The organism is Agarivorans sp. 1_MG-2023 (assembly GCF_030548385.1).
Classification (GTDB): Bacteria; Pseudomonadota; Gammaproteobacteria; order Enterobacterales; family Celerinatantimonadaceae; genus Agarivorans.
The window spans coordinates 102,309-124,162 of sequence record NZ_JAUOSJ010000008.1 but is presented as its reverse complement, the minus strand read 5'-3'; the positions used below and the strand labels follow the sequence as shown (position 1 = coordinate 124,162).

Here is a 21,854-nt window from a genome sequence, read left to right as displayed (position 1 = left end):
AATTATATTAACAAAGGTCTGCAGCGATACATGAACCCGTTTTGTCCCAAGTTACTGCCCCGCCAGAAACTGCACCTGAAAGGATATAAGTCTTATTCTCTGGTAACCCAGCAGATGTTGCGGTGATCACATATTCATTAGACGCAACTGTAATTTCAACTTTTTCAACAAAGTCACCAGTGGCTGAAGTTGCAGCCAAGTTTGTAGCTTTAGTGTAACACTCATCATTAGTTGAAGAAGGAGCAGATATGGCATTTGTTTGAACACAAATTTCAAGCGAGGTTTTGCTAGGTCCAACAGCTAACACTGTTTCTGAAAATCTTGATTTTGAAGTGTATGTTTGGTAAGCCGGAAGTGCTACTGCCGCTAAAATAGCGATAATCGCTACTACGATCATTAATTCAATAAGAGTAAAACCTGATTGCTTGTTAGCAACTTTGGTTTGAAGGTTTTGGATGGTTTTCATTGCGTCTTTCCTTTACACAAGTTTTTTGAAGTTATTCATTTACCGTTGTTTTTGTTCAGAGTTGTGGTGAAACAATTGAGTTGTTCCTACGTCCCTGATACCACGATGCTATAAATGAGTTTCACATTAAAGCATACGACTTAAAAAAGTATAGCTTTTATTGAAAAAAGGCAATGATATCGTGATCTTAGCAACACTTATTAAATCCCTTGTGTACATCTAGGTGTACACAAGGATGTTCGCATTAACATTTATTAGGCGACAAATCGCATACTTAGGTCTAAGGCCTTGACATGTTTAGTTAAAGCACCCACAGAAATGAAGTCTACGCCGGTTTCGGCATACTGACGAATTGTTGTTAGGGTCATGTTTCCTGAGGCCTCTAATTTTGCTCGGCCTTGGTTTAATTCCACCGCTTGTTTCATTAATGCCACAGAGAAATTGTCTAGCATTACCACATCACAATTGGCATCTAATGCTTGCTCAAGCTCATTGAGATTCTCTACTTCTACTTCTACCTTTTTACCTGGAGATAAAAGGCGGGCTTTTTCGATAGCTTGTTTAATGCCACCACAGGCCATGATGTGGTTTTCTTTAATTAAGAATGCGTCGTGCAAGCCAAAACGATGATTGGTTCCTGCACCACAAGTTACTGCGTATTTAGAGGCATAACGTAATCCAGGGAGAGTTTTACGGGTATCGAGTAGCTTGCAGTTAGTGCCTTCTAGCAAGTCCATGTATTCGGCAACTTGAGTGGCAATGCCGGATAGGGTTTGAATAAAATTAAGCGCAGAGCGCTCGCCAGTGAGCAAGATTCTTGCTGGGCCAGTTAAAAAACAAAGTGCTTGGTCTTCAACTACTCTATCGCCATCGGCCACTAACCACTCAATTTCTACTTCATCACCAAGCTGACGAAACACTTCATCGGCAAATGCTTTACCTGCAAAGGTGGCGGATTCACGGCTAATGATTTTTGCTTTGCTTATTTGCTGCTCTGGAATAAGGGCGGCGGTAATGTCTAAGTTTGCGTCGAGTGTTCCTAAATCTTCAACTAAAGCGGCGCTTACGTTGGCACGCAATTGTTCAGCGTTCATGCATCGTTTCTCTGGTGGTTAGTAGATGTGAAGTAGATAAGTGAATTATCATCATAATATTGGCGTATTTTAACGCAGAAGCTTCACGCTTGCATGGGCTAATCTAGTCTTTATTATGAGTAGCTACATTTGGTATAGGTTATACGGAGGTTTAGGCTTGAGAATCAACGCACAACATCAACTGGTTTCAGCTAGGCAAATACCCAGTGCATTCTATAATTTGCGGCCTAAGGCCGAAGTGAGTTTATTGGTTATTCACTGTATAAGTTTGCCAGAGGGCGAGTTTGGTAATCAATATATTGATGATTTGTTTAGTGGTTGTCTCGATTGTTCCGCAGAACCAAGCTTTCATGATCTTCAAGGTCTAGAAGTTTCAGCCCACTTGCTAATTGATAGAGCCGGACGGGTAACTCAATACGTACCTTTTGATAAACGGGCTTGGCATGCTGGTGTATCTTCTTTCGAGAATCATGAAAACTGCAATGATTACTCCATTGGCATTGAGTTAGAAGGCACCGATACAAGCCGCTATACTTCAGAGCAATATCAATGCTTAATAGAGGTCACTAAACTTCTGCAAAGTAGCTACCCAGCCATTACCAAGCAGCGCATTGTGGCACATAGTGATATTGCTCCAGGAAGGAAAACCGATCCTGGTTCGGAGTTTGATTGGATCCGATACCTAGACGCATTATAAAGTCGCTAGATATCGCTAAGTAATTAACTTAATATTTATTATCAAGCTGACGTTTATGGAGTAAATTCAGCAACATGTCTTTAATTTCACTTTTGTTAGCCTTGAGTTTAGAACGTGCTCGCCGAATTGGCGCCAGTTGGTGGTGGCAGCATGTATTTCATTGGTGGTTGCAGCGTTTCGACAGTTTATCTGCAACATGGCAGATTGTTATGGCGGTGGTATTGCCTACGCTGCTGCTTGCTTACTTGCAAGTTAGCTTAACTGGTTGGCTGTTTGGTTTACCCAGTTTAGCTTTATGGATTTTTATTCCACTGCTTACTTTAGGTTGCCCGCCATTGCAGCAAGGTTATCGTGATTACCTTCGGGCTGCCGCTAGTGGTAATGAGCAAGCCTGTAATGAGTTTAACCAACAGCTATTGAGCCAAATTCACCCGCTGCATCAGACTGATGAAAAAGAATCTATTGCTCTCTCTACTGGCACCCAGCTCATGTGGCTTAACTATCGTTACTATTTTGCGGTGATCTTTTTCTATGTATTAGCGGGGCCTGCTGGCGCTGTGTTTTATGGTTGCAGCCGCGGCTTGTATTTACATAAAAGCACCGAGGTACAGGCTCTTGCGCCTACGGTAAATAATTTCATGCACTATATTGATTGGTTGCCAAGCCGTTTAGCGAGTTTATGTTATTTGGCGGTAGGCAATACCTCAGCAGCTTTACCCATTTGGTTGCAAGCTTTAAATGATACTACCCATAGCAACGGTTATTGGTTGGCCAAGGTGGCGGTAGCAGCAGAACTTTCTGGCGACGAATCTGAACACGAGATGTTGTGTGTGGCGACTACCTGCCGTTTCGTTAGTTTAGCTAAGCGCGGAATTATGTTTGCGATTGCGATTATCGCCTTGCTAACTATCGCTGGTTGGTTAATTTAGCCCTATCAGTCGGGTTGTAGCAAACTCGACTAATTTTCACATTTCATTGTTAACTCCTTCCCCTTTGTTACATTCGGTCGATCTTGTGCACAAAAAAAGGTCTGACCAATTATATTTGTAGGACAATAGACTTTACATATCTGGCAATAGGTGCTGGCTAAATTGATGTGGGTCAATTTTTCTGGACAGGGTGTTTCTGATTTGTTAATTTGCTGCGTGTAAATTGGTATTACCAATATTCAAATTGATAGGAATCGATGAGCTACCAACGAATTAAACCACCTAAACTCGCCGACGTAATTGCTAAGCAATTAGAGCGAATGATTGTAGAAGGGAGTTTACCACCAGGTGAGCGTTTGCCTGCCGAACGCGAGTTGGCTATTCAGTTCGATGTTTCACGTCCATCACTGCGTGAAGCGATTCAAAAATTGGAAGCGAAAGGCTTGGTAGTAAGGCGACAAGGTGGCGGTACTTACGTACAGCAAAAGTTGCGCGAAGCGCTTACCGATCCCTTGTTTGATTTATTGTCCAATCATGATGAAAGCCAACTAGACTTGTTGGAGTTTCGTCACGCTGTTGAGGGGATTTCTGCCTATTATGCGGCCCTAAGAGGGACCGAGGCTGATTTAGATAAAATTCAGGCTTGTCACGAGCGCATAGAGTTAGCTCAGCAAGATGGAAATACTCAAAACGAAGCAAAAGCAGTTTTAAATTTTTATGAAGCGATTACCGAGGCATCACATAACTTGGTGTTGTTTCATTTGATTAGAGGCTTAAGTCCATTGTTGGAAAAAAACATTATGGACAATTTTCAACTCTTGTATACACGCCCAGATGTTGCCGAGAAAATTCGCCACCATCGGTCGTTAATGCTGCAGGCCATCTTAGATGGGAAGCCAGATGACGCGAGAGAAGCTTCACACAAACATTTGGCGTTTATTGAAGAAACGCTATTGCTGATTGAGCGAGAAGATAGCCGTGTAGAGCGGTCTAATCGTCGTTTAAAACAATTGAAAGTGTAACCCAAGCCTTAAAAACTAGGGTTTGGAAAACTATTAATAACTGATAAGGAAACAGCCATGTCAGAGGTACTGAAGCATGATGTTGACTCGCTAGAAACCAGTGAGTGGATCGACGCCATTGAATCTGTGATCCGTGAGGAAGGCGTTGAACGTGCACAGTTCTTGTTAGAGCAGGTCATTGCTAACGCTAAGATTGATGGATTAGCCGGCCCTGGCGGGTCTATCACTAGCGATTACATCAATACTATCGCAGTGTCAGATGAGCCTGAATACCCTGGCGACAGTGCAATAGAGCGTCGGATTCGTTCTATTATTCGCTGGAATGCAATTATGATTGTATTGCGCGCGTCTAAAAAGGACCTCGACCTAGGCGGCCACATGGCGTCTTATCAGTCTTCTGCTGCATTTTATGAGGTGTGTTTTAACCACTTCTTTCGTGCGCGAAATGAGCAAGATGGCGGTGATTTAGTTTACTACCAAGGGCACATCTCTCCGGGTATTTACGCTCGCGCATTTGTTGAAGGGCGTTTAACGACTGAGCAACTAGATAACTTCCGCCAAGAAGTAGGCGGTAACGGTTTAAGCTCTTACCCGCACCCTAAGTTAATGCCTGAGTTCTGGCAGTTTCCTACTGTGTCTATGGGCCTTGGCCCTATCTCTGCTATTTATCAAGCCCGTTTCCTTAAGTACCTTACCGGTCGTGGCTTAAAAGACTGTACTCAGCAACGTGTTTACGCGTTCTTGGGTGATGGCGAGATGGACGAGCCAGAATCACGCGGTGCGATTTCTTTCGCTGCTCGTGAAAAGTTAGATAACTTATGTTTCCTTATTAACTGTAACTTACAGCGCTTAGACGGCCCAGTAATGGGTAACGGCAAAATCATTCAAGAGCTAGAAGGCCTATTTAAAGGTGCTGGCTGGAATGTGATTAAAGTGGTTTGGGGTAGTGAGTGGGACAGCCTGCTAGCGAAAGACAGTTCTGGTAAGTTATTGCAGTTGATGAACGAAACCATTGACGGCGATTACCAAACCTTTAAAGCAAAATATGGCGCTTATGTGCGTGAGCACTTCTTTGGTAAATACAGTGAAACCGCTGAATTAGTTAAAGATATGAGTGACGACGAAATTTTTGCTTTGCGTCGTGGTGGCCATGATCCGGTTAAACTTTACGCCGCCTTTGATAAAGCACGTAAAACAGCCGGCGTACCTACTGTTATCTTAGCCAAAACGGTTAAAGGTTACGGTATGGGCGAAGCAGCTCAAGGCAAAAACATTGCTCACGGCGTGAAGAAAATGGACATGAACTATGTTCAGCAATTCCGTGACCGTTTAGGTGTAGACGTAAGTGATGCAGACTTACCTAATCTGCCTTACATTGAACTTAAGCCTGGCACTGCAGAATACGATTACCTGCATGCTCGCCGTAAAGAGTTAAAAGGTTACACGCCAACACGTTTGCCTAAATTTACTAAAGACTTAGAGATCCCTGAGTTGAGCGAGTTTGATGCCTTATTAGGTGAGCAAAAGCGCGAAATATCTACCACTATGGCTTACGTTCGAGCATTAAATGTCATGCTTAAGAACAAAGGTATTGGTAAAAACATCGTGCCGATTATTGCTGATGAAGCACGTACCTTTGGTATGGAAGGTTTGTTCCGCCAAGTGGGGATTTACAACCCTGGCGGTCAGGTTTATACCCCGCAAGACAGAGAGCAAGTGTCTTACTATAAAGAAGATACTAGCGGTCAAGTATTGCAAGAAGGGATTAACGAATTAGGTGCCATGAGCTCATGGGTTGCTGCTGCTACGTCATACAGCACCAACGATGTACCAATGATTCCGTTCTACATCTATTACTCAATGTTTGGTTTCCAACGTGTTGGTGATATGTGTTGGATGGCGGGGGACCAACAAGCGCGCGGTTTCTTATTGGGCGCTACAGCCGGTAGAACCACCCTAAATGGCGAAGGTTTGCAGCACGAAGATGGTCACAGCTTAATCTTGGCTAACACCATTCCAAACTGTATTTCTTACGACCCAAGCTTTGCCTTTGAAGTAGCGGTAATTCTGCAAGATGGTTTGCGCCGTATGTACGGTGAACAAGAGAACATTTACTACTACTTAACCTTGATGAATGAAAACTATCATCAACCAGCTATGCCAGAAGGCGCAGCTGACGGTATCCGCAAAGGTATCTACAAGTTTGAGAGTAATAAAGGTAGCAAGGCGCAGGTTCAGTTATTGGGCTCTGGCACTATCATGCAGCAAGTACTTAAGGCCGCTAAAGTGTTGAGTGAAGAATACGACGTAGCCTCTGAAGTATTCAGTGTTACCTCGTTTAACGAACTGACCCGCGAAGGCCAAGCTGTTGAGCGTTTGAACATGCTTAAGCCAGAAGCGGAAGAGCAAGTACCGTTTATTACTGAAGCTTTAAGTGATTTACCGACCATTGCCGCTACCGATTACATGAAGCAATACGCCGAGCAAGTGCGTGCTTACATTCCTGGTAGTTACAAAGTATTAGGTACTGATGGATTTGGCCGCAGTGATAGCCGTGAAAATCTACGTCGTCACTTTGAAGTGAATGCCGATTACATAGTTGTAGCTTCGTTAGCTGAGTTAGCTAAAGCTGGAACTATTGATAAGAAGTTAGTGGTAGAAGCGATTGAAAAATATGGCATCGACACTGACAAAGTTAACCCTCTCTACGCGTAAGGGCGAGTGATATGAGTATTGAAATTTTTGTACCAGATATTGGCGATGATGAAGTAGAAGTTACCGAAATTCTTGTCAATGTGGGCGACAGCGTAGAGTTAGAGCAATCGCTTATTTCGGTAGAAGGCGACAAAGCCGCTATGGAAGTACCAGCATCTCAAGCGGGTGTTGTGAAAGAAATTAAAGTAGCGGTGGGTGACAGTGTTGCGACAAACGCACTGATTATGATCTTTGAAGCCGAAGGTGCTGCAGCTGCAACGCCAGCAGCAGAAGCGCCGGTTGCATCAGCAACGCCTGCTGCTAGCTCGGTAGAGTTAGTGCACGTACCAGATATTGGCGATGATGAAGTAGAAATTACTGAAATCGCAGTGAGTGTGGGTGATGTTATTGACGCTGAGCAAACGCTTATTTCTGTAGAAGGCGATAAAGCCGCTATGGAAGTACCTGCTCCATTTGTTGGCACGGTAAAAGCGATTAGCGTAGCGGTAGGCGATAAAGTGACTACCGGTTCTCTTATTATGGAGTTTGAAGTAGCTGGTTCCGCGCCTGCTTCAGCTCCTGTTGCAGAGGCCGCACCTGCGGCTCCAGCAGCTAAACAAGAGCAGCAAGTTCTAATCCCTGATATTGGTGACGACGAAGTTGAAGTCACCGAAGTAACTGTATCGGTTGGCGACACTGTTGAGCTTGAACAAACTCTGATTTCTGTAGAAGGTGACAAAGCCGCTATGGAAGTACCAGCGCCGTTTGCTGGTGTGGTTAAAGAGCTTAAGGTTACGACTGGCGATAAAGTAAAAACTGGCTCGCTGATTATGGTGTTTGAAGTTACATCTGCAGCGCCTGTTGCTAGCGCACCAGCGGCGGCACCAGCTGAAGCTGCTAAACCACCTGCAGCGGCTCCTGCGCCAGCTAAAACGGCAAGCGCTCCTGCTAAAGCAGGTGAGTTTGTTGAAAACAGTGCCTACGTACATGCTTCACCGGTTATTCGTCGTTTAGCTCGTGAATTCGGGGTTGATTTAGCCAAGGTTAAAGCGTCTGGTCGTAAGGGCCGTATCGTTAAAGAAGACGTACAAGCTTACGTTAAACAAGCAGTTAAAGTACTTGAGTCTGGTGCTTCTGCTGGTGGCGCGGGTATGGCTGTAGCAGCTTGGCCGAGTATTGATTACTCTAAATTTGGTGAAGTGGAAGAAGTTCCGTTATCACGCATTCAGAAAATCTCTGGCCCTGCTTTACACCGTAACTGGGTGAAGATCCCACACGTTACTCAATTTGACGAAGCTGACATTTCAGAAATGGAAGCCTTCCGTAAAGAGCAGAACGTGATTGCTGAGAAGCAACAGCTTGGTTTCAAGATTACGCCTCTCGTATTTATGCTAAAAGCAGCTGCTAAAACCCTAGAAGCTATGCCTAAGTTTAACTCGGCGCTTTCAGATGATGGCAATAGCCTTATCATGAAGAAATATATTCACATTGGTATTGCGGTGGACACGCCAAACGGCTTGGTTGTACCGGTAGTGCGTGATGTGAACAAGAAAGGTGTTTACCAGCTTTCAGAAGAGCTGGTAGAAATTTCGAAGAAAGCACGAGCAGGTAAACTAACAGCCTCAGACATGCAAGGTGGCTGTTTCACTATATCTAGCCTTGGTGGCATTGGTGGTACGCAGTTCACGCCTATTGTAAATGCGCCTGAAGTGGCCATTTTAGGTGTATCACGCAGTGAGATGAAACCTAAGTGGAATGGTAAAGACTTTGTACCGAAGTTAATGCTACCGCTGGCATTGTCTTATGACCATCGAGTGATTGATGGTGCAGATGGAGCTAGATTCATCTCCACCTTAAGTGGCTTGTTAGGTGATATTCGCCGACTAGTACTTTAGTAATAAGAGCTGGGTGTTTATCACCCGGCTCTTCTTTTTTATACCGATTAACCGTAAACTCAGTTTAGCTGCATGGTTAACAGATTTACCCTACAGCAGCTTTACAACATAACAATACCAAGAGGTCATCAATGAGTAAGGAAATCAAGACCCAGGTGGTAGTACTGGGTGCAGGCCCTGCAGGTTATTCTGCTGCCTTCCGTGCTGCCGATTTAGGTTTGGAAACAGTAATTGTAGAACGCTACGCCACCCTCGGCGGAGTATGTTTGAATGTGGGCTGTATCCCATCAAAAGCACTATTGCACGTAGCTAAAGTGATTGAAGAAGCAAAATCACTGGCTGAGCACGGCATTGTATTTGGTGAGCCACAAACCGACATTAATAAAATCCGTACCTGGAAAGAAAAAGTCATCAGTCAACTGACTGGCGGCCTCGACGGTATGGCTAAAATGCGTAAAGTTAAAGTAGTTCAGGGCCTAGGTAAGTTTACTGGCGCTAACTCATTGCAAGTTGAAGGTGACGAAGGCGTCACAACTATCAACTTCGATAACGCGATTATTGCTGCGGGCTCTCGCCCAGTTAAATTACCATTTATCCCACATAATGATCCACGTGTTTGGGATTCAACAGATGCACTAGAACTAAAAGAAGTTCCAGGCAAATTGTTGGTATTGGGTGGCGGTATTATTGGCCTAGAAATGGGTACAGTATACGGCGCACTAGGCAGTGAGATTGATGTAGTTGAATTTGCTGACCAGCTAGTACCTGCTGCTGATAAAGACGTTGTGCGTGCTTACACCAAGAAGGTGAAAGACAAGTTCAACATCATGTTAGAAACCAAAGTGATAGCCGTAGAGTCTAAAACCGATGGTTTATACGTGACTTACGAAGGTAAGCAAGCGCCACATGAACCAGTACGTTACGACGCAGTACTAGTAGCTGTAGGCCGTGTACCAAATGGCTTGGGCTTAGAAGCTGAAAAAGCAGGCATCGAAGTAACCGAACGTGGTTTCATTGAAGTTGATAAGCAACTTCGTACAAACGTACCGCACATTCATGCTATTGGTGACATTGTTGGTCAACCTATGTTGGCTCATAAAGGTGTGCACGAAGGCCATGTTGCTGCTGAAGTTATCTCTGGCAAGAAGCACTTCTTTGATCCTAAAGTGATTCCTTCTATTGCTTACACCGAGCCCGAGATGGCATGGGTTGGCTTAACCGAGAAAGAAGCTAAAGCACAGGGTATTAACTACGAAGCATCGGTATTCCCTTGGGCTGCTTCTGGTCGCGCTATCGCATCAGATTGCCCAGACGGTATGACTAAGATGATTTTTGATAAAGAATCTGGTCGTGTAATTGGTGGCGCAGTTGTGGGTACCAATGGCGGTGAATTGCTTGGTGAAATTGGCCTAGCCATTGAGATGGGTTGTGATGCTGAAGATATTGCATTAACTATTCATGCTCACCCAACCTTGCATGAGTCTGTAGGTTTAGCGGCAGAAATTTTCGAAGGCAGCATTACCGACCTTCCAAATGCCAAAGCTAAGAAAAAGAAAAAATAGACTCAGATAGTTTTAAAAACTAAAGTTATAAAGGCAGCCTTGGCTGCCTTTATTGTTTGTTTTCAAAGGAATGACTCTTGATGCCGCGTTTGCGCAATAGCCTATTACTGTTAGTTTTTTTATCTACTGCTTTTAGCGTAGTAGCGCGTCCTAAAATAGGCTTAGCGTTAAGTGGTGGTGGCGCTAAAGGTGCTGCGCATCTTGGGGTTATGCAACTTTTAGAAGAATACAATGTTCCCGTTGATTATGTTGCAGGTACCAGTATGGGCGCTTACTTCGGCGCTATGTTAGCAATGGGCTATACCGCTGAAGAAATAGAAGCATTAACATTTTCTATTCATTGGGAAAGCGGCTTTGTTGACGATGTAACACGAAGCGAGTTGTCGCTACGCAGTAAAAAACAACAAGACGATTATCAGATCTCTCTACCTTTGGGGCTAAATGAGCAAGGTATTCAAATACCCAAAGGCGCTGTACAAGGTCAAACCATGGCCGAAATTCTCCGTTTTGCCACCAGTAATCTAGAAGCGCTAGCAAGCTTTGACGAGCTCGCAATTCCCTATCGCGCAGTCGCCACCGATATGGCTGAAATGAAACCTTATATACTTGAGCGAGGTGATTTAGCGGTCGCTATGCAAGCCAGTATGTCGGTGCCGGGAGCACTACGTCCAGTGGAGTTAGACGGTAAACAGCTGTCTGATGGAGGGGTAGTAAACAACATGCCGGTGGATGTACTTAAAGAGATGGGTGCCGATATTATTATCGCAGTTGATATTGGTTCACGGCTTAAAAAACAGGGCCAACTTAATACCGCGGTTGATGTGGTGGATCAGCTATCTATCTTTTTAACTCGCTCTGGCACCGAACGACAAATAGCGTTGTTAAGCGCCGATGATTTATTAATTTCTCCTGATATGACGGGAGTAGATACCGCGGACTTCTCTGCTATGCCGCTAGCGTTACAACGAGGTAAAGAAGCGGGCAGGGAGCCTATTGCCGAATTAGCTAAACGGATAGGTGTTATCGAGCAACATCAAGAGTATTTGGCCTATCGGCAAACTGTTACTGAGCGTAAAGCACAGCTCAAGTTACATGAGGAGTTTGTAGTAAGCCGTATCGAGCTAAATAACGACTCAAGCCTTAGTGATGAGGTTATTTTAGCGCGTTTAAAACTCAACCAAGGTGAGCTTTTATCTAAGGCTGAGTTAGAAGAAAAAATTAGCCAGCTGTATGCCTTAGGAACATTTGAGCGGGTAGATTATCGCATTAGCACTGAGCAAGGCGAGAATGTAATTCATGTGGACACTCAGGAGAAAAGCTGGGGTCCGGGCTACTTTGACATGAAGATAGGCTTACAAGAGAACTTCTCCGATAGAACTGAAGCCAACATAGGCTTGGGTTTTACCTTAACCAATTTAAACGATTTGGGCGCCGAGTGGCGTAATGAAGTTGAAATAGGTTCGATTAAACGACTGTATACCGAATACTACTCACCAATAACCGAAAGCTTAAAGTACTCTTGGGCGATTTCGGCAGAATACGATAAACGTAATCGTCGCCTTTACGGAATATCGGAAGACTTTGAATACCTAGAGGCTAGTTTCTCTGATCTGCAGTTTCGCACTCACTTAGCGTGGAATTATCAACCTTGGCAAGAATGGGCGGTAGGTCTAGCGGCAAAACATGGCAATATTGAAGTTAATGGTATCGCTGCAGAAGCAAACTATTGGCTGTATGGGCCTTATTTTAAGTTTGATTACGACACCTTAAATAGTTGGGCCTTTCCAACCCAAGGGAAAATGCTAGATGTTAATTTTACGCTTTATCATGAGGACGTGGATGAGTTTTCTAGCGTACTAGCGCCCAGTTTTGAAACACGTTGGAAGGTGCCGTTTGGTTGGGATAAGCACAATTTCAATTGGTTTGGTGAATACGGAAGCACCGGCAGTGATTTTATCATTCCTACTGATGCTCAAGATCTTGGTGGCTTCCTAAGGTTGTCTGGTTTTACCTACGAGCAGCTATCTGGCCGCTACAAAGCGCTAACCGGCTTAATGTATTTTTACCAACTTCATCATTACCAATCGCCGGCTTTTCAAGCGCCTGTATTTGTTGGTGGCTCACTAGAAAATGGTGGGGTGTGGAACAACTCTAGCGACATTTCATATGACAGCGCCATTTGGGCTGGGAGCGTATTTATGGCTCTAGATACCAGCATGCTAGGGCCAATAGTGTTGGCTTATGGGCATAATCAAACTGAGCAAACCTTATATTTGTTTATTGGCAATGACTTCTAAATACGTGACAAATGTGAATAAATTGTAACTTTAGGCTTTGTGGCTAAAGTATAATAATGCATTTATCTTATTGTAATTAAAGGTTTTTGTTTGATTTTTGGTGGTTTATTAAAAATGCCGATATTTTAATTTATAGTTAAAACGGCTATAATCTCAGCCCGATGAGGCCAGCTACCCAATGGCCCATATATATGGATATCCCCTACGGGCATTATTACAATAAGGAGCGAGCCGTGCTAGAAAGCTACCGCAAACACGTCGAAGAGCGTGCTGTTGAAGGTATTGTACCTAAACCCCTAGATGCTGAACAAACTGCAGGATTAGTAGAGTTATTAAAAGCTCCGCCAGCAGGTGAAGACGCATTCCTTCTGGATTTATTAGCTAATCGAATTCCCCCTGGTGTAGACGAAGCCGCCTATGTAAAAGCTGGTTTTCTTGCCGCTGTTACTACAGGAGAGGTGACTTCACCTATCGTGTCAGCTGCTTATGCAACAGAGTTGTTAGGCACCATGCAAGGTGGTTACAACATCGAGCCGCTTATCTCATTATTGGATAACGCCGAATTAGCCCCGATTGCAGTTAAAGCCTTATCGCATACCCTGCTAATGTTTGATTCTTTCCACGACGTGGAAGAAAAAGCCAAAACGGGCAATAACTTTGCACAACAAGTGATGCAAAGTTGGGCTGACGCAGAATGGTTCTTAAACCGTCCTGAGTTAGCTGAGAAATCGACACTAACTGTATTTAAAGTAACCGGTGAAACCAATACCGATGACTTGTCTCCAGCACCTGATGCTTGGTCACGCCCAGACATTCCATTACATGCTTTAGCCATGCTTAAAAACGCACGAGAAGGTATTGAACCTGATCAAGCGGGCACTATTGGGCCAATGAAGCAAATTGAAGCACTACAAGAAAAAGGTCACCCTTTAGTTTACGTAGGTGATGTTGTTGGTACTGGTTCTTCACGTAAATCTGCGACTAACTCTGTGCTGTGGTTGATGGGTGACGATATCCCTAATGTACCAAACAAGCGCGGTGGTGGTTTCTGTCTAGGTGGTAAAATTGCCCCTATCTTCTTCAACACCATGGAAGATGCGGGTGCGTTGCCGATTGAGCTAGATGTGGAACAACTTGCGATGGGCGATGTTATCGACATTTACCCATTTGCTGGTGAAGTGAAAAAAGCTGGTAGCGATGAAGTGATATCAACCTTCGAGCTTAAAACAGAGGTGTTGTTAGACGAAGTACGCGCTGGTGGCCGTATTCCTCTAATTATTGGCCGTGGCTTAACTGACCGTGCCCGTGTTTCTTTAGGTTTAGCACCATCAGAAGTATTTAAACGTCCTCAAGATGTTGCTGCTTCAAGCAAAGGCTTTACGCTGGCGCAAAAAATGGTAGGTAAAGCGTGTAGTGTTGAAGGGATCCGTCCTGGCCAATACTGTGAGCCTAAAATGACAACTGTGGGTTCGCAAGATACAACTGGACCAATGACCCGTGATGAACTTAAAGATTTAGCGTGTTTAGGTTTCTCTGCAGACCTAACCATGCAGTCATTCTGCCACACGGCGGCTTACCCTAAACCAGTAGACGTAACTACTCACCATACTTTGCCTGACTTCATTATGAATCGTGGCGGTGTTTCATTACGCCCTGGTGATGGTGTTATTCACTCTTGGCTAAACCGTATGTTGTTACCAGATACTGTGGGTACTGGTGGTGATTCACATACACGTTTCCCAATTGGTATTTCATTCCCTGCGGGTTCTGGTCTAGTGGCATTCGCAGCTGCAACCGGTGTTATGCCATTGGATATGCCTGAGTCAATCTTGGTGCGTTTTAAAGGTGAGATGAAGCCTGGTATCACATTGCGTGATTTGGTTCATGCCATTCCTTACGCAGCGATTCAAAACGGTTTGTTAACTGTTGAGAAGAAAGGCAAGAAAAACGCTTTCTCTGGTCGCATTCTAGAAATTGAAGGCTTAGAAAACTTAAAAGTTGAACAAGCTTTTGAATTGTCTGATGCTTCTGCTGAGCGTAGTGCCGCGGGTTGTACCATCAAGCTTGCGAAAGAGCCAATCATTGAGTACTTAAACTCTAACATTGTTATGTTGAAGTGGATGATTGCTGAAGGTTATGGCGACCGCCGTACCATTGAGCGCCGTATTACTGCAATGCAAGAGTGGGTAGCTAATCCAGAGTTAATGGAAGCCGATAAAGACGCAGAGTACGCTGAAATTATCGAGATTGACTTAGCTGATATTGGTGAGCCTGTATTGTGTGCACCAAACGACCCAGATGACGCACGTTTGCTGTCTGAAGTGGCCGGCCAAAAAATTGATGAAGTATTCCTTGGCTCTTGTATGACCAACATTGGCCATTTCCGAGCTGCGGGTAAACTACTTGATAAACATACTGGCTCGTTACCTACACGCATGTGGGTTGCTCCGCCAACACGTATGGACCAAAAGCAGTTAACTGAAGAAGGCTATTACGGAATCTATGGCCGTGTAGGTGCTCGCACCGAGATCCCAGGTTGTTCATTGTGTATGGGTAACCAAGCACGAGTAGCCGACAACTCAACGGTAGTGTCTACGTCTACACGTAACTTCCCGAACCGCTTAGGTACTGGCGCCAATGTATATCTTGCGTCGGCAGAGTTAGCCGCTGTATCAGCCATTTTAGGTAAGCTTCCTACTCCAGCCGAGTACTTAGAATACGCTAAGCAAATTGATGCAACTGCAGCAGATACTTACCGCTACTTAAACTTTGATCAAATTAGTGACTACACCAAAGTCGCTGATGAGGTAATCGTTCAAGCTGCAGTTTAACCTTCTGCAAAATCGACAAGCACAGCTAATAGCTGTGCTTTTTTTTTGCCTTTCACTTTACCTTTTTTACATTTTTTATGCCGCATTTGTCAATTTGTAGCTGTTTTTATGTAAGTTTTTTGTAATTTTTTGCTATTTTGCGCTATTTGTCATAGGATATTTTAGTATTTACTGGTATAAAGTGCATGCTAGATTTGACTAGCTCATTTACTTGCTGTTGGAAAACTATATGTCCTTTAATGATGTTGTTGTAGTTGGCCCTTTGGCCGTAGATATGAGCCAAAATAGTATTACGTTTAAGGATAAAAGTGCCTATTTAGGACCATTGAGAACCCATTTATTGGGATATTTATGTAAACATGTCAATCAAGTTGTGGGGAGAGACGACTTGTCTGACGCAGTATGGGGACGTAGTGTTTCCGACCATACTATTAATCAACATATATCCCAGTTACGTAAAGTGATTACCACGCTAAACAATACCGACTTAACCATTGCGACAATCCCTAAAAAGGGCTATATCGCTAGATGTGAGTCAGTAGGTCAACCTAACCGAACTAAAGCTGAACCGGCTCAAGTGCAAGCCAAAGCGCTGCTGTTGAGTGACCCTGCAACATGCCAACAGATCCAATCACATATGGAAGATGGCGAATTAAAGCATTTGGAAATGTTTTCTAATGCAGGCTTATTACATGATCGCCTAATGACCAATGAGTTTCAGGTTGTGATTGTAGATACTGATTTGGCGAATGCCGAAGGCTTAAAACTAATCAAAGCTATCCGCACTGGGCAAACACTTGCCAGTTCAGACATTGCTATTTTGTCAATGGCGTCGGAGGCTAGCAAGCAGTTGCTAGGCTTTAACGTATTGATGGACGTGCAGGGCTTAGTGGTTAAACCGGTTAATAACGAAGTGCTAGAAAAACAGATTAAATCTGCGCTAGCGGCTCGTTTCAAACTAAAGCCTAATGTAGCCTACGATCTTGTACCTACTATGCTAAACACTTCGGTTAACGTAAACTTGCAGTCAACTTGCATGAGCAACTAGACTAATAAGTATGGAACTGACGATACGCCGTTCTTTGGACGGCGAATTTATTATTGATTGCGGAGACGAGCATCGGTGTTTTTCGATGTGGCTTGAGCGTGAATTAAATAAAGATCGTCAGTTTGTTCTGCGCTTGTTAGCGCAACTCGAACAGCTTAGTGGTTTAGATGAGCTTTGTTTAGATAGCGCCGAGTTTCGTTTCGTGGCAAGTTGCGACGAAGTAAGCATTGAAGTCTCTACAGACGAATCAAGTGAACATCCGGGTTTACTAGAAGAAGCCTTGAGTTTAGACGCCGCCCACAGTGCGTGCGGTTATGACGATTTCATCGAACTGTTAAAATCTATTATTAAATATTAAATTGGTGCAACAACTTTCCACCTAGCATCCTTTTCCGCATTACTTGTTTGAATCATTAATCCTTATTGCTCATTAGCTTAGCTACTTACCTGTTAGTTTTCTTTTCCCTGTTTATTTGTCCTTAATAGTGTTTGCACTTAATTAGTGCTGCTGGATTTTGTTGTGAAATTTTGTGAGCCAAAATAGAACAATGTTAAAAATATTGGCACCAAGTTGGTGCGCGTGATTTTTTTGTCAATTAGGTTTTTGTTTTTAACTCTTTGTTTTTTATGGTTTATGCGCTTTTGGCACACCGCTTGTAAGTTGTTATTCGAGAAAAGTTAATCGATGACTCTTTGGAGGAGCTCAAATGAAACTAATTAGCGCGATAATCAAGCCATTCAAATTGGATGACGTGCGTGAAGCCATCGCCGAAGTAGGCGTAGATGGTTTAACCGTATCTGAAGTTAAAGGCTTTGGTCGTCAAAAAGGTCACACAGAACTTTACCGTGGTGCTGAATACCAAGTTGATTTTCTACCTAAAGTAAAATTGGAAATCGCTACTAGCTCAGAAAATGTAGATCGCATTATCGAAGCTATTTCTAGTGCAGCTTACACCGGCAAAATTGGTGACGGTAAGATTTTTGTATACGACTTAAGCAACGTAGTACGTATTCGTACTGGCGAAATGGATGCAGAGGCTATCTAAGGGAAACCTTAGCAAGCTTATAACAGGGATTACGGGGAAGTAATTATGGAAAACGAAATTTATCAACTGCAATATGCCATGGACACCTTCTACTTTTTGGTGTGTGGCGCATTAGTTATGTGGATGGCTGCTGGCTTTTCAATGTTGGAAGCAGGTTTAGTTCGTGCTAAAAACACCACAGAGATTCTTACTAAGAACATCGCTCTTTATTCTATCGCTTGTATCATGTACTTGGTATGTGGTTACTCAATCATGTACGACGGTGGCATCTTCTTATCAGGCATCGAAGCCTTTGACCTTGGTGGCGTACTGGCTTCTAAAGCTGAAGAAGGCTTTGAAGGCGGCAGCGTATACTCAGGTGCTTCTGACTTCTTCTTCCAAGTAGTATTTGTAGCTACAGCAATGTCTATCGTATCTGGTGCGGTTGCTGAGCGTATGAAGCTTTGGGCATTCTTAATCTTTGCTGTAGTGCTAACTGGTTTCATCTACCCTCTAGAAGGTAGCTGGACATGGGGCGGTGCAGACGTATTTGGTCTTTACAACTTAGGCGACCTTGGTTTCTCTGACTTCGCTGGTTCAGGTATTGTTCACTTAGCAGGTGCTGCTGCAGCATTGTCTGGTGTATTGCTACTCGGCGCTCGTAAAGGTAAATACAGCAAAAATGGTTCTGTTAACCCAATCCCGGGTTCAAACATGCCACTTGCTACTGTAGGTACTTTCATCTTATGGATGGGTTGGTTCGGCTTCAATGGCGGTTCTGTATTGAAACTCGCTGATGCCTCAAGCGCTCACTCTGTTGCTATGGTATTCCTAAACACTAACGCAGCTGCGGCAGCGGGTGCTGTTTCTGCTCTACTTGTGTGTAAGTTAACTTGGGGCAAAGCTGACCTAACAATGTTACTAAACGGCGCATTGGCTGGCCTAGTAGCAATTACTGCTGAACCTTCTACTCCTACTGCGCTTCAAGCCACTATGTTTGGTGCTGTAGCAGGCGTATTGGTAGTTGCTTCAATCGTATTCTTCGACAAGATTAAGATTGATGATCCAGTAGGTGCTATCTCAGTTCACGGTGTAGTTGGTTTGTTCGGTCTACTACTTGTTCCACTAACTAACGATGGTTCTAGTTTCTCTGGCCAAATCATTGGTGCCTTAACTATCTTTGGTTGGGTATTCGTTTCAAGCTTCATTGTTTGGAGTATCTTGAAAGCCGTAATGGGTATTCGAGTAACAGAAGAAGAAGAAATGAACGGTATGGACCTGTCTGATTGTGGTATCGATGCATACCCAGAGTTCGTAACAGTTAAATCTTCTAACTAAGAATAACTTGTTATCAAAAAGGCCTGCTTTTGCAGGCCTTTTTTTGTTTTAAAACATAGGCAATTTAGTTAACGCATGTTAATCTTAAGTCAAATGATAACGATTTGCGTTTAACTATTTGAAGGATTCGCTTGTGAACAAATCTGTATTCTCTTCGTTGGTAGCCGTATTGGCTTCATTGGTTGTTGCTACGCCAGCCATTGCTGCAGAAGAAGTTAACTTGTACTCATACCGCCAACAAAGCCTACTACAACCACTTACCGATGCATTTACCGTCGAAACTGGCATTAAGGTAAATGTTGTTCACGCAGAAAAAGGCTTAGCCGAAAAGATTAAGGCTGCTGGTGCGAATAACCCTGCTGATTTAGTGCTTACCGTTGATATTGGTCGCTTGGAAGAAGTACGTGCTGCTGGTTTGTTTGAAGCGGTAGATTCACCAGTATTAAATGACGTTGTACCCGCGCACTTGCGCCACCCAGAGAACCTTTGGTTTGCCTTAACCACACGTGCTCGTGTTGTTTACGCACATAAAGATCGTGTGAAAGAGGGTGAGTTAGCGTCTCTGAATGATTTAGCTGATCCAAAGTGGAAGGGTCGCATTTGTACGCGCTCAGGCAAACATGTATATAACATTGGTTTAATTGCTTCTGTGATTGCCGAAGATGGTGAAGAAGCTGCTGAAACATGGTTACGCGGCGTTAAAGACAACTTAGCTCGCAAACCTCAAGGTAATGACCGTGCTCAAGCTAAGGCTATTTTCGAAGGTCAATGTGACCTTGCTATCGCCAACCGCTACTACATGGGTAAAATGTTTTACAACACTAAAAGCCCTGAGCAACAGCAGTGGGCCGAGCAAATCCGTGTTGAGTACTTAGACCAACAAGTGGGTGGCCGCGGTCAGCACATTAACATTTCGGGTGCTGGTTTACTGAATACCGCTAAAAACAAAGATAATGCGATTAAGTTGCTAGAGTTCTTAGTGGGTGAAACGGCTCAAGGCCTGTACGCTACCGCTAACTTTGAAGAACCTGTACGCGCTGGCATTAAAACCGACGAGTTCATTGAAAGCTTAGGCGATTTCAAATCTGACCGCATTTCGTTACAAGACGTAGCAGACCAGCGCGCAGCAGCAGCTCGCTTGGTTGACCGCGTTGGCTTTGATATGTAAAGGTTGCTAAACTTGCTGTTCTATCTGCAAGCTTAGATAAAGCTGGCCTGAGGTCAGCTTTTTTTGTGTATACGGCGCAGCGCCGTTTTTTGTTTGGAAGCTATGAGCACTACCGCTACGTCTACTTCGGTTCGATTATTGTTGTCTAAATCTCGCTTCGATCTATGGGTATGGATAGCGCTTGCGATTGCCATTCTGGCGTTTATTCCGGTCATCACCTTATTTAAGTTATCTTGGGCGAATAACCAAGAAATTTGGCAGCATCTGCTCGATACGGTGTTTTGGATATATGTTAAAAACACCCTGCTGTTGTGTATGGGAGTTGCCCTGTTTACCGCTTTTATTGGTACAGGGGCGGCGTGGCTGGTTACTCGATTTAACTTCCCTTTAAAATCTGTTTTTGTATGGGCACTTTTGCTGCCTTTAGCTGTGCCGAGTTACATATTGGCCTTTGTGATAACCGATCAATTGGAATACGCCGGTTTTGTGCAAAAAAGCTTGCGGGCAATTTTTGGCTGGCAAACCGCGCGCGATTATTGGTTTCCTGAGATCCGCTCGATTCAAGGTGCTATCGCTGTACTCAGTTTAGTGCTTTACCCTTATGTGTATTTGTTGGCTCGTGCTGCATTTGTCGAGCAAGCCGCGCAGCTGTTTGAAATGAGTCGCTGTTTAGGGAAAAGCCAAACACAAAGCTTTTTTAAAGTAGCACTTCCATTGGCCAGGCCAGCCATAGTAGTGGGTGTGACTTTAGCCTTAATGGAAACCATTAATGAATATGGCACCGTAGAGTTTTTTGCGGTACCCACGCTTACCGCGGGTATTTTTGATGTATGGCTGAACATGAGTAGCTTGTCGGCCGCTGCACAAATTGCCTTAATGTTGGTGAGTTTCTCTATTTTACTGCTGGGGCTAGAGCGTTACAGCCGCAACGCAGGTAAGTTTTACAAGTTGACTGGGCAATCTCCAGCAATGTTTGCCGAGCCTCTTAAAGGCGCTAAAGCTTGGACGGCCACGCTACTTTGTTTGTTGCCGATTAGTTTGGGGTTCATCCTGCCGGTCACGGTGTTAAGTAATTATGCTTTACGTAACTTAGATTCTGGCTTTGACCAGTATTTAACTAATGCGTGGAATAGCTTTTCGTTAGCTGCAATGGCGGCGTTACTCACTACAGCCTTGGGTTTATTACTAGCCTATGGAGTACGTTTATCTAAAAGTAATAAGATGCGCAGCATCGCCGAGGCAGCAACGCTGGGTTATGCGATTCCTGGTGCGGTATTGGCGGTAGGTATTTTGTATCCGCTTGGCTTGTTTGATAATGCGGTCGATAGCTTAATGAAAGCTTGGTTTAACTACCCTACAGGTTTACTGCTTACCGGCACAGGAGGGGCTTTAGTGTTGGCTTACTCTTTACGTTTTATTGCCTTAAGTTACCGCACCCTAGATGCCAGCCTAACTAAAATTACGCCAGAAATGGACGACGCTTCTCGAGTATTAGGCAGCCGCTCTGGTAAAACGCTGTGGCGGATCCATTTGCCGCTGATCAGGCCAAGCTTACTTACTGCTATGTTATTAGTATTTGTCGACACCATGAAAGAGCTGCCAATTACCTTAATTTTAAGGCCGTTCAATTTTAATACCTTGTCTACTCAAGTATGGGATTTAGCCTCTTTGGAGCAACTAGAGCAAAGTGCTTTAGCAGCCTTAACCATATTATTGGCAGGTATTCTTCCGGTTATCATTATGAGTCGAAATATTGGCTCTTCAGAACAGCGCCCACAAGGACACTAA

16 protein-coding genes are annotated in these 21,854 nt (G+C 44.0%); 14 read left to right on the top strand and 2 right to left on the bottom strand.

What is annotated here, in order from left to right:
• Positions 1 to 7: 7 nt before the first annotated feature.
• Positions 8 to 466: a prepilin-type N-terminal cleavage/methylation domain-containing protein gene (locus Q4592_RS13300; protein WP_303513867.1), complete on the bottom strand. Its 459-nt coding sequence runs from the start codon at positions 464 to 466 to the stop codon at positions 8 to 10.
• A gap of 254 nt (positions 467 to 720) precedes the next feature.
• Positions 721 to 1,560, bottom strand: coding sequence for a carboxylating nicotinate-nucleotide diphosphorylase (gene nadC / locus Q4592_RS13295; RefSeq protein ID WP_303513866.1), 840 nt, complete (start codon positions 1,558 to 1,560; stop codon positions 721 to 723).
• Between the two features lie 157 nt (positions 1,561 to 1,717).
• Here nadC and ampD point away from each other — a divergent pair, with 157 nt between their 5' ends.
• The 14 genes from ampD (at position 1,718) to Q4592_RS13225 (ending at position 21,854) form a co-directional block, all read left to right on the top strand.
• Positions 1,718 to 2,257: a 1,6-anhydro-N-acetylmuramyl-L-alanine amidase AmpD gene (gene ampD, locus Q4592_RS13290; protein ID WP_303513863.1), complete on the top strand. Its 540-nt coding sequence runs from the start codon at positions 1,718 to 1,720 to the stop codon at positions 2,255 to 2,257.
• 74 nt (positions 2,258 to 2,331) lie between these two features.
• Positions 2,332 to 3,186 carry a beta-lactamase regulator AmpE gene (gene ampE / locus Q4592_RS13285; protein WP_303513860.1) on the top strand — a complete coding sequence of 285 codons (855 nt, stop codon included), beginning with the start codon at positions 2,332 to 2,334 and terminating at the stop codon, positions 3,184 to 3,186.
• Between the two features lie 257 nt (positions 3,187 to 3,443).
• Positions 3,444 to 4,208: a pyruvate dehydrogenase complex transcriptional repressor PdhR gene (gene pdhR / locus Q4592_RS13280; RefSeq protein WP_303513857.1), complete on the top strand. Its 765-nt coding sequence runs from the start codon at positions 3,444 to 3,446 to the stop codon at positions 4,206 to 4,208.
• 57 nt (positions 4,209 to 4,265) lie between these two features.
• Positions 4,266 to 6,923: a pyruvate dehydrogenase (acetyl-transferring), homodimeric type gene (aceE, locus tag Q4592_RS13275; protein ID WP_303513855.1), complete on the top strand. Its 2,658-nt coding sequence runs from the start codon at positions 4,266 to 4,268 to the stop codon at positions 6,921 to 6,923.
• Between the two features lie 11 nt (positions 6,924 to 6,934).
• Positions 6,935 to 8,797: a pyruvate dehydrogenase complex dihydrolipoyllysine-residue acetyltransferase gene (gene aceF, locus Q4592_RS13270; RefSeq protein ID WP_303513852.1), complete on the top strand. Its 1,863-nt coding sequence runs from the start codon at positions 6,935 to 6,937 to the stop codon at positions 8,795 to 8,797.
• Between the two features lie 131 nt (positions 8,798 to 8,928).
• Positions 8,929 to 10,359, top strand: coding sequence for a dihydrolipoyl dehydrogenase (lpdA, locus tag Q4592_RS13265; RefSeq protein WP_137673704.1), 1,431 nt, complete (start codon positions 8,929 to 8,931; stop codon positions 10,357 to 10,359).
• 80 nt (positions 10,360 to 10,439) lie between these two features.
• Positions 10,440 to 12,656: a patatin-like phospholipase family protein gene (locus tag Q4592_RS13260; RefSeq protein WP_303513847.1), complete on the top strand. Its 2,217-nt coding sequence runs from the start codon at positions 10,440 to 10,442 to the stop codon at positions 12,654 to 12,656.
• Positions 12,657 to 12,889: 233 nt separating this feature from the next.
• Complete coding sequence (acnB, locus tag Q4592_RS13255; RefSeq protein WP_303513844.1) at positions 12,890 to 15,487, top strand: bifunctional aconitate hydratase 2/2-methylisocitrate dehydratase; 2,598 nt, start codon at positions 12,890 to 12,892, stop codon at positions 15,485 to 15,487.
• Between the two features lie 229 nt (positions 15,488 to 15,716).
• Positions 15,717 to 16,535 carry a winged helix-turn-helix domain-containing protein gene (locus Q4592_RS13250; RefSeq protein ID WP_303513841.1) on the top strand — a complete coding sequence of 273 codons (819 nt, stop codon included), beginning with the start codon at positions 15,717 to 15,719 and terminating at the stop codon, positions 16,533 to 16,535.
• 10 nt (positions 16,536 to 16,545) lie between these two features.
• Complete coding sequence (locus Q4592_RS13245) at positions 16,546 to 16,893, top strand: YacL family protein (protein WP_303513836.1); 348 nt, start codon at positions 16,546 to 16,548, stop codon at positions 16,891 to 16,893.
• Between the two features lie 349 nt (positions 16,894 to 17,242).
• Complete coding sequence (locus Q4592_RS13240; protein WP_016400812.1) at positions 17,243 to 17,581, top strand: P-II family nitrogen regulator; 339 nt, start codon at positions 17,243 to 17,245, stop codon at positions 17,579 to 17,581.
• A 45-nt stretch (positions 17,582 to 17,626) separates the two neighbouring features.
• Positions 17,627 to 18,898, top strand: a complete 1,272-nt coding sequence (locus tag Q4592_RS13235; protein WP_137673709.1) for an ammonium transporter — start codon at positions 17,627 to 17,629, stop codon at positions 18,896 to 18,898.
• Between the two features lie 133 nt (positions 18,899 to 19,031).
• Entirely contained in the window at positions 19,032 to 20,066 is a 1,035-nt protein-coding gene (locus tag Q4592_RS13230; RefSeq protein ID WP_303513825.1) for an extracellular solute-binding protein, read from the top strand.
• Between the two features lie 102 nt (positions 20,067 to 20,168).
• Entirely contained in the window at positions 20,169 to 21,854 is a 1,686-nt protein-coding gene (locus Q4592_RS13225; RefSeq protein ID WP_303513823.1) for an iron ABC transporter permease, read from the top strand.

Excerpts from the sequence above, each read along its gene's own strand:
- lpdA (WP_137673704.1), top strand. The coding sequence starts at position 8,929 with ATGAGTAAGGAAATCAAGACCCAGGTGGTAGTACTGGGTGCAGGCCCT.
- pdhR (WP_303513857.1), top strand. The coding sequence starts at position 3,444 with ATGAGCTACCAACGAATTAAACCACCTAAACTCGCCGACGTAATTGCT.
- aceE (WP_303513855.1), top strand. The coding sequence starts at position 4,266 with ATGTCAGAGGTACTGAAGCATGATGTTGACTCGCTAGAAACCAGTGAG.
- aceF (WP_303513852.1), top strand. The coding sequence starts at position 6,935 with ATGAGTATTGAAATTTTTGTACCAGATATTGGCGATGATGAAGTAGAA.
- Q4592_RS13225 (WP_303513823.1), top strand. The coding sequence starts at position 20,169 with ATGAGCACTACCGCTACGTCTACTTCGGTTCGATTATTGTTGTCTAAA.
- Q4592_RS13235 (WP_137673709.1), top strand. The coding sequence starts at position 17,627 with ATGGAAAACGAAATTTATCAACTGCAATATGCCATGGACACCTTCTAC.
- Q4592_RS13260 (WP_303513847.1), top strand. The coding sequence starts at position 10,440 with ATGCCGCGTTTGCGCAATAGCCTATTACTGTTAGTTTTTTTATCTACT.
- Q4592_RS13240 (WP_016400812.1), top strand. The coding sequence starts at position 17,243 with ATGAAACTAATTAGCGCGATAATCAAGCCATTCAAATTGGATGACGTG.
- Q4592_RS13300 (WP_303513867.1), bottom strand. The coding sequence starts at position 466 with ATGAAAACCATCCAAAACCTTCAAACCAAAGTTGCTAACAAGCAATCA.
- Q4592_RS13245 (WP_303513836.1), top strand. The coding sequence starts at position 16,546 with ATGGAACTGACGATACGCCGTTCTTTGGACGGCGAATTTATTATTGAT.
- ampE (WP_303513860.1), top strand. The coding sequence starts at position 2,332 with ATGTCTTTAATTTCACTTTTGTTAGCCTTGAGTTTAGAACGTGCTCGC.
- Q4592_RS13250 (WP_303513841.1), top strand. The coding sequence starts at position 15,717 with ATGTCCTTTAATGATGTTGTTGTAGTTGGCCCTTTGGCCGTAGATATG.
- nadC (WP_303513866.1), bottom strand. The coding sequence starts at position 1,560 with ATGAACGCTGAACAATTGCGTGCCAACGTAAGCGCCGCTTTAGTTGAA.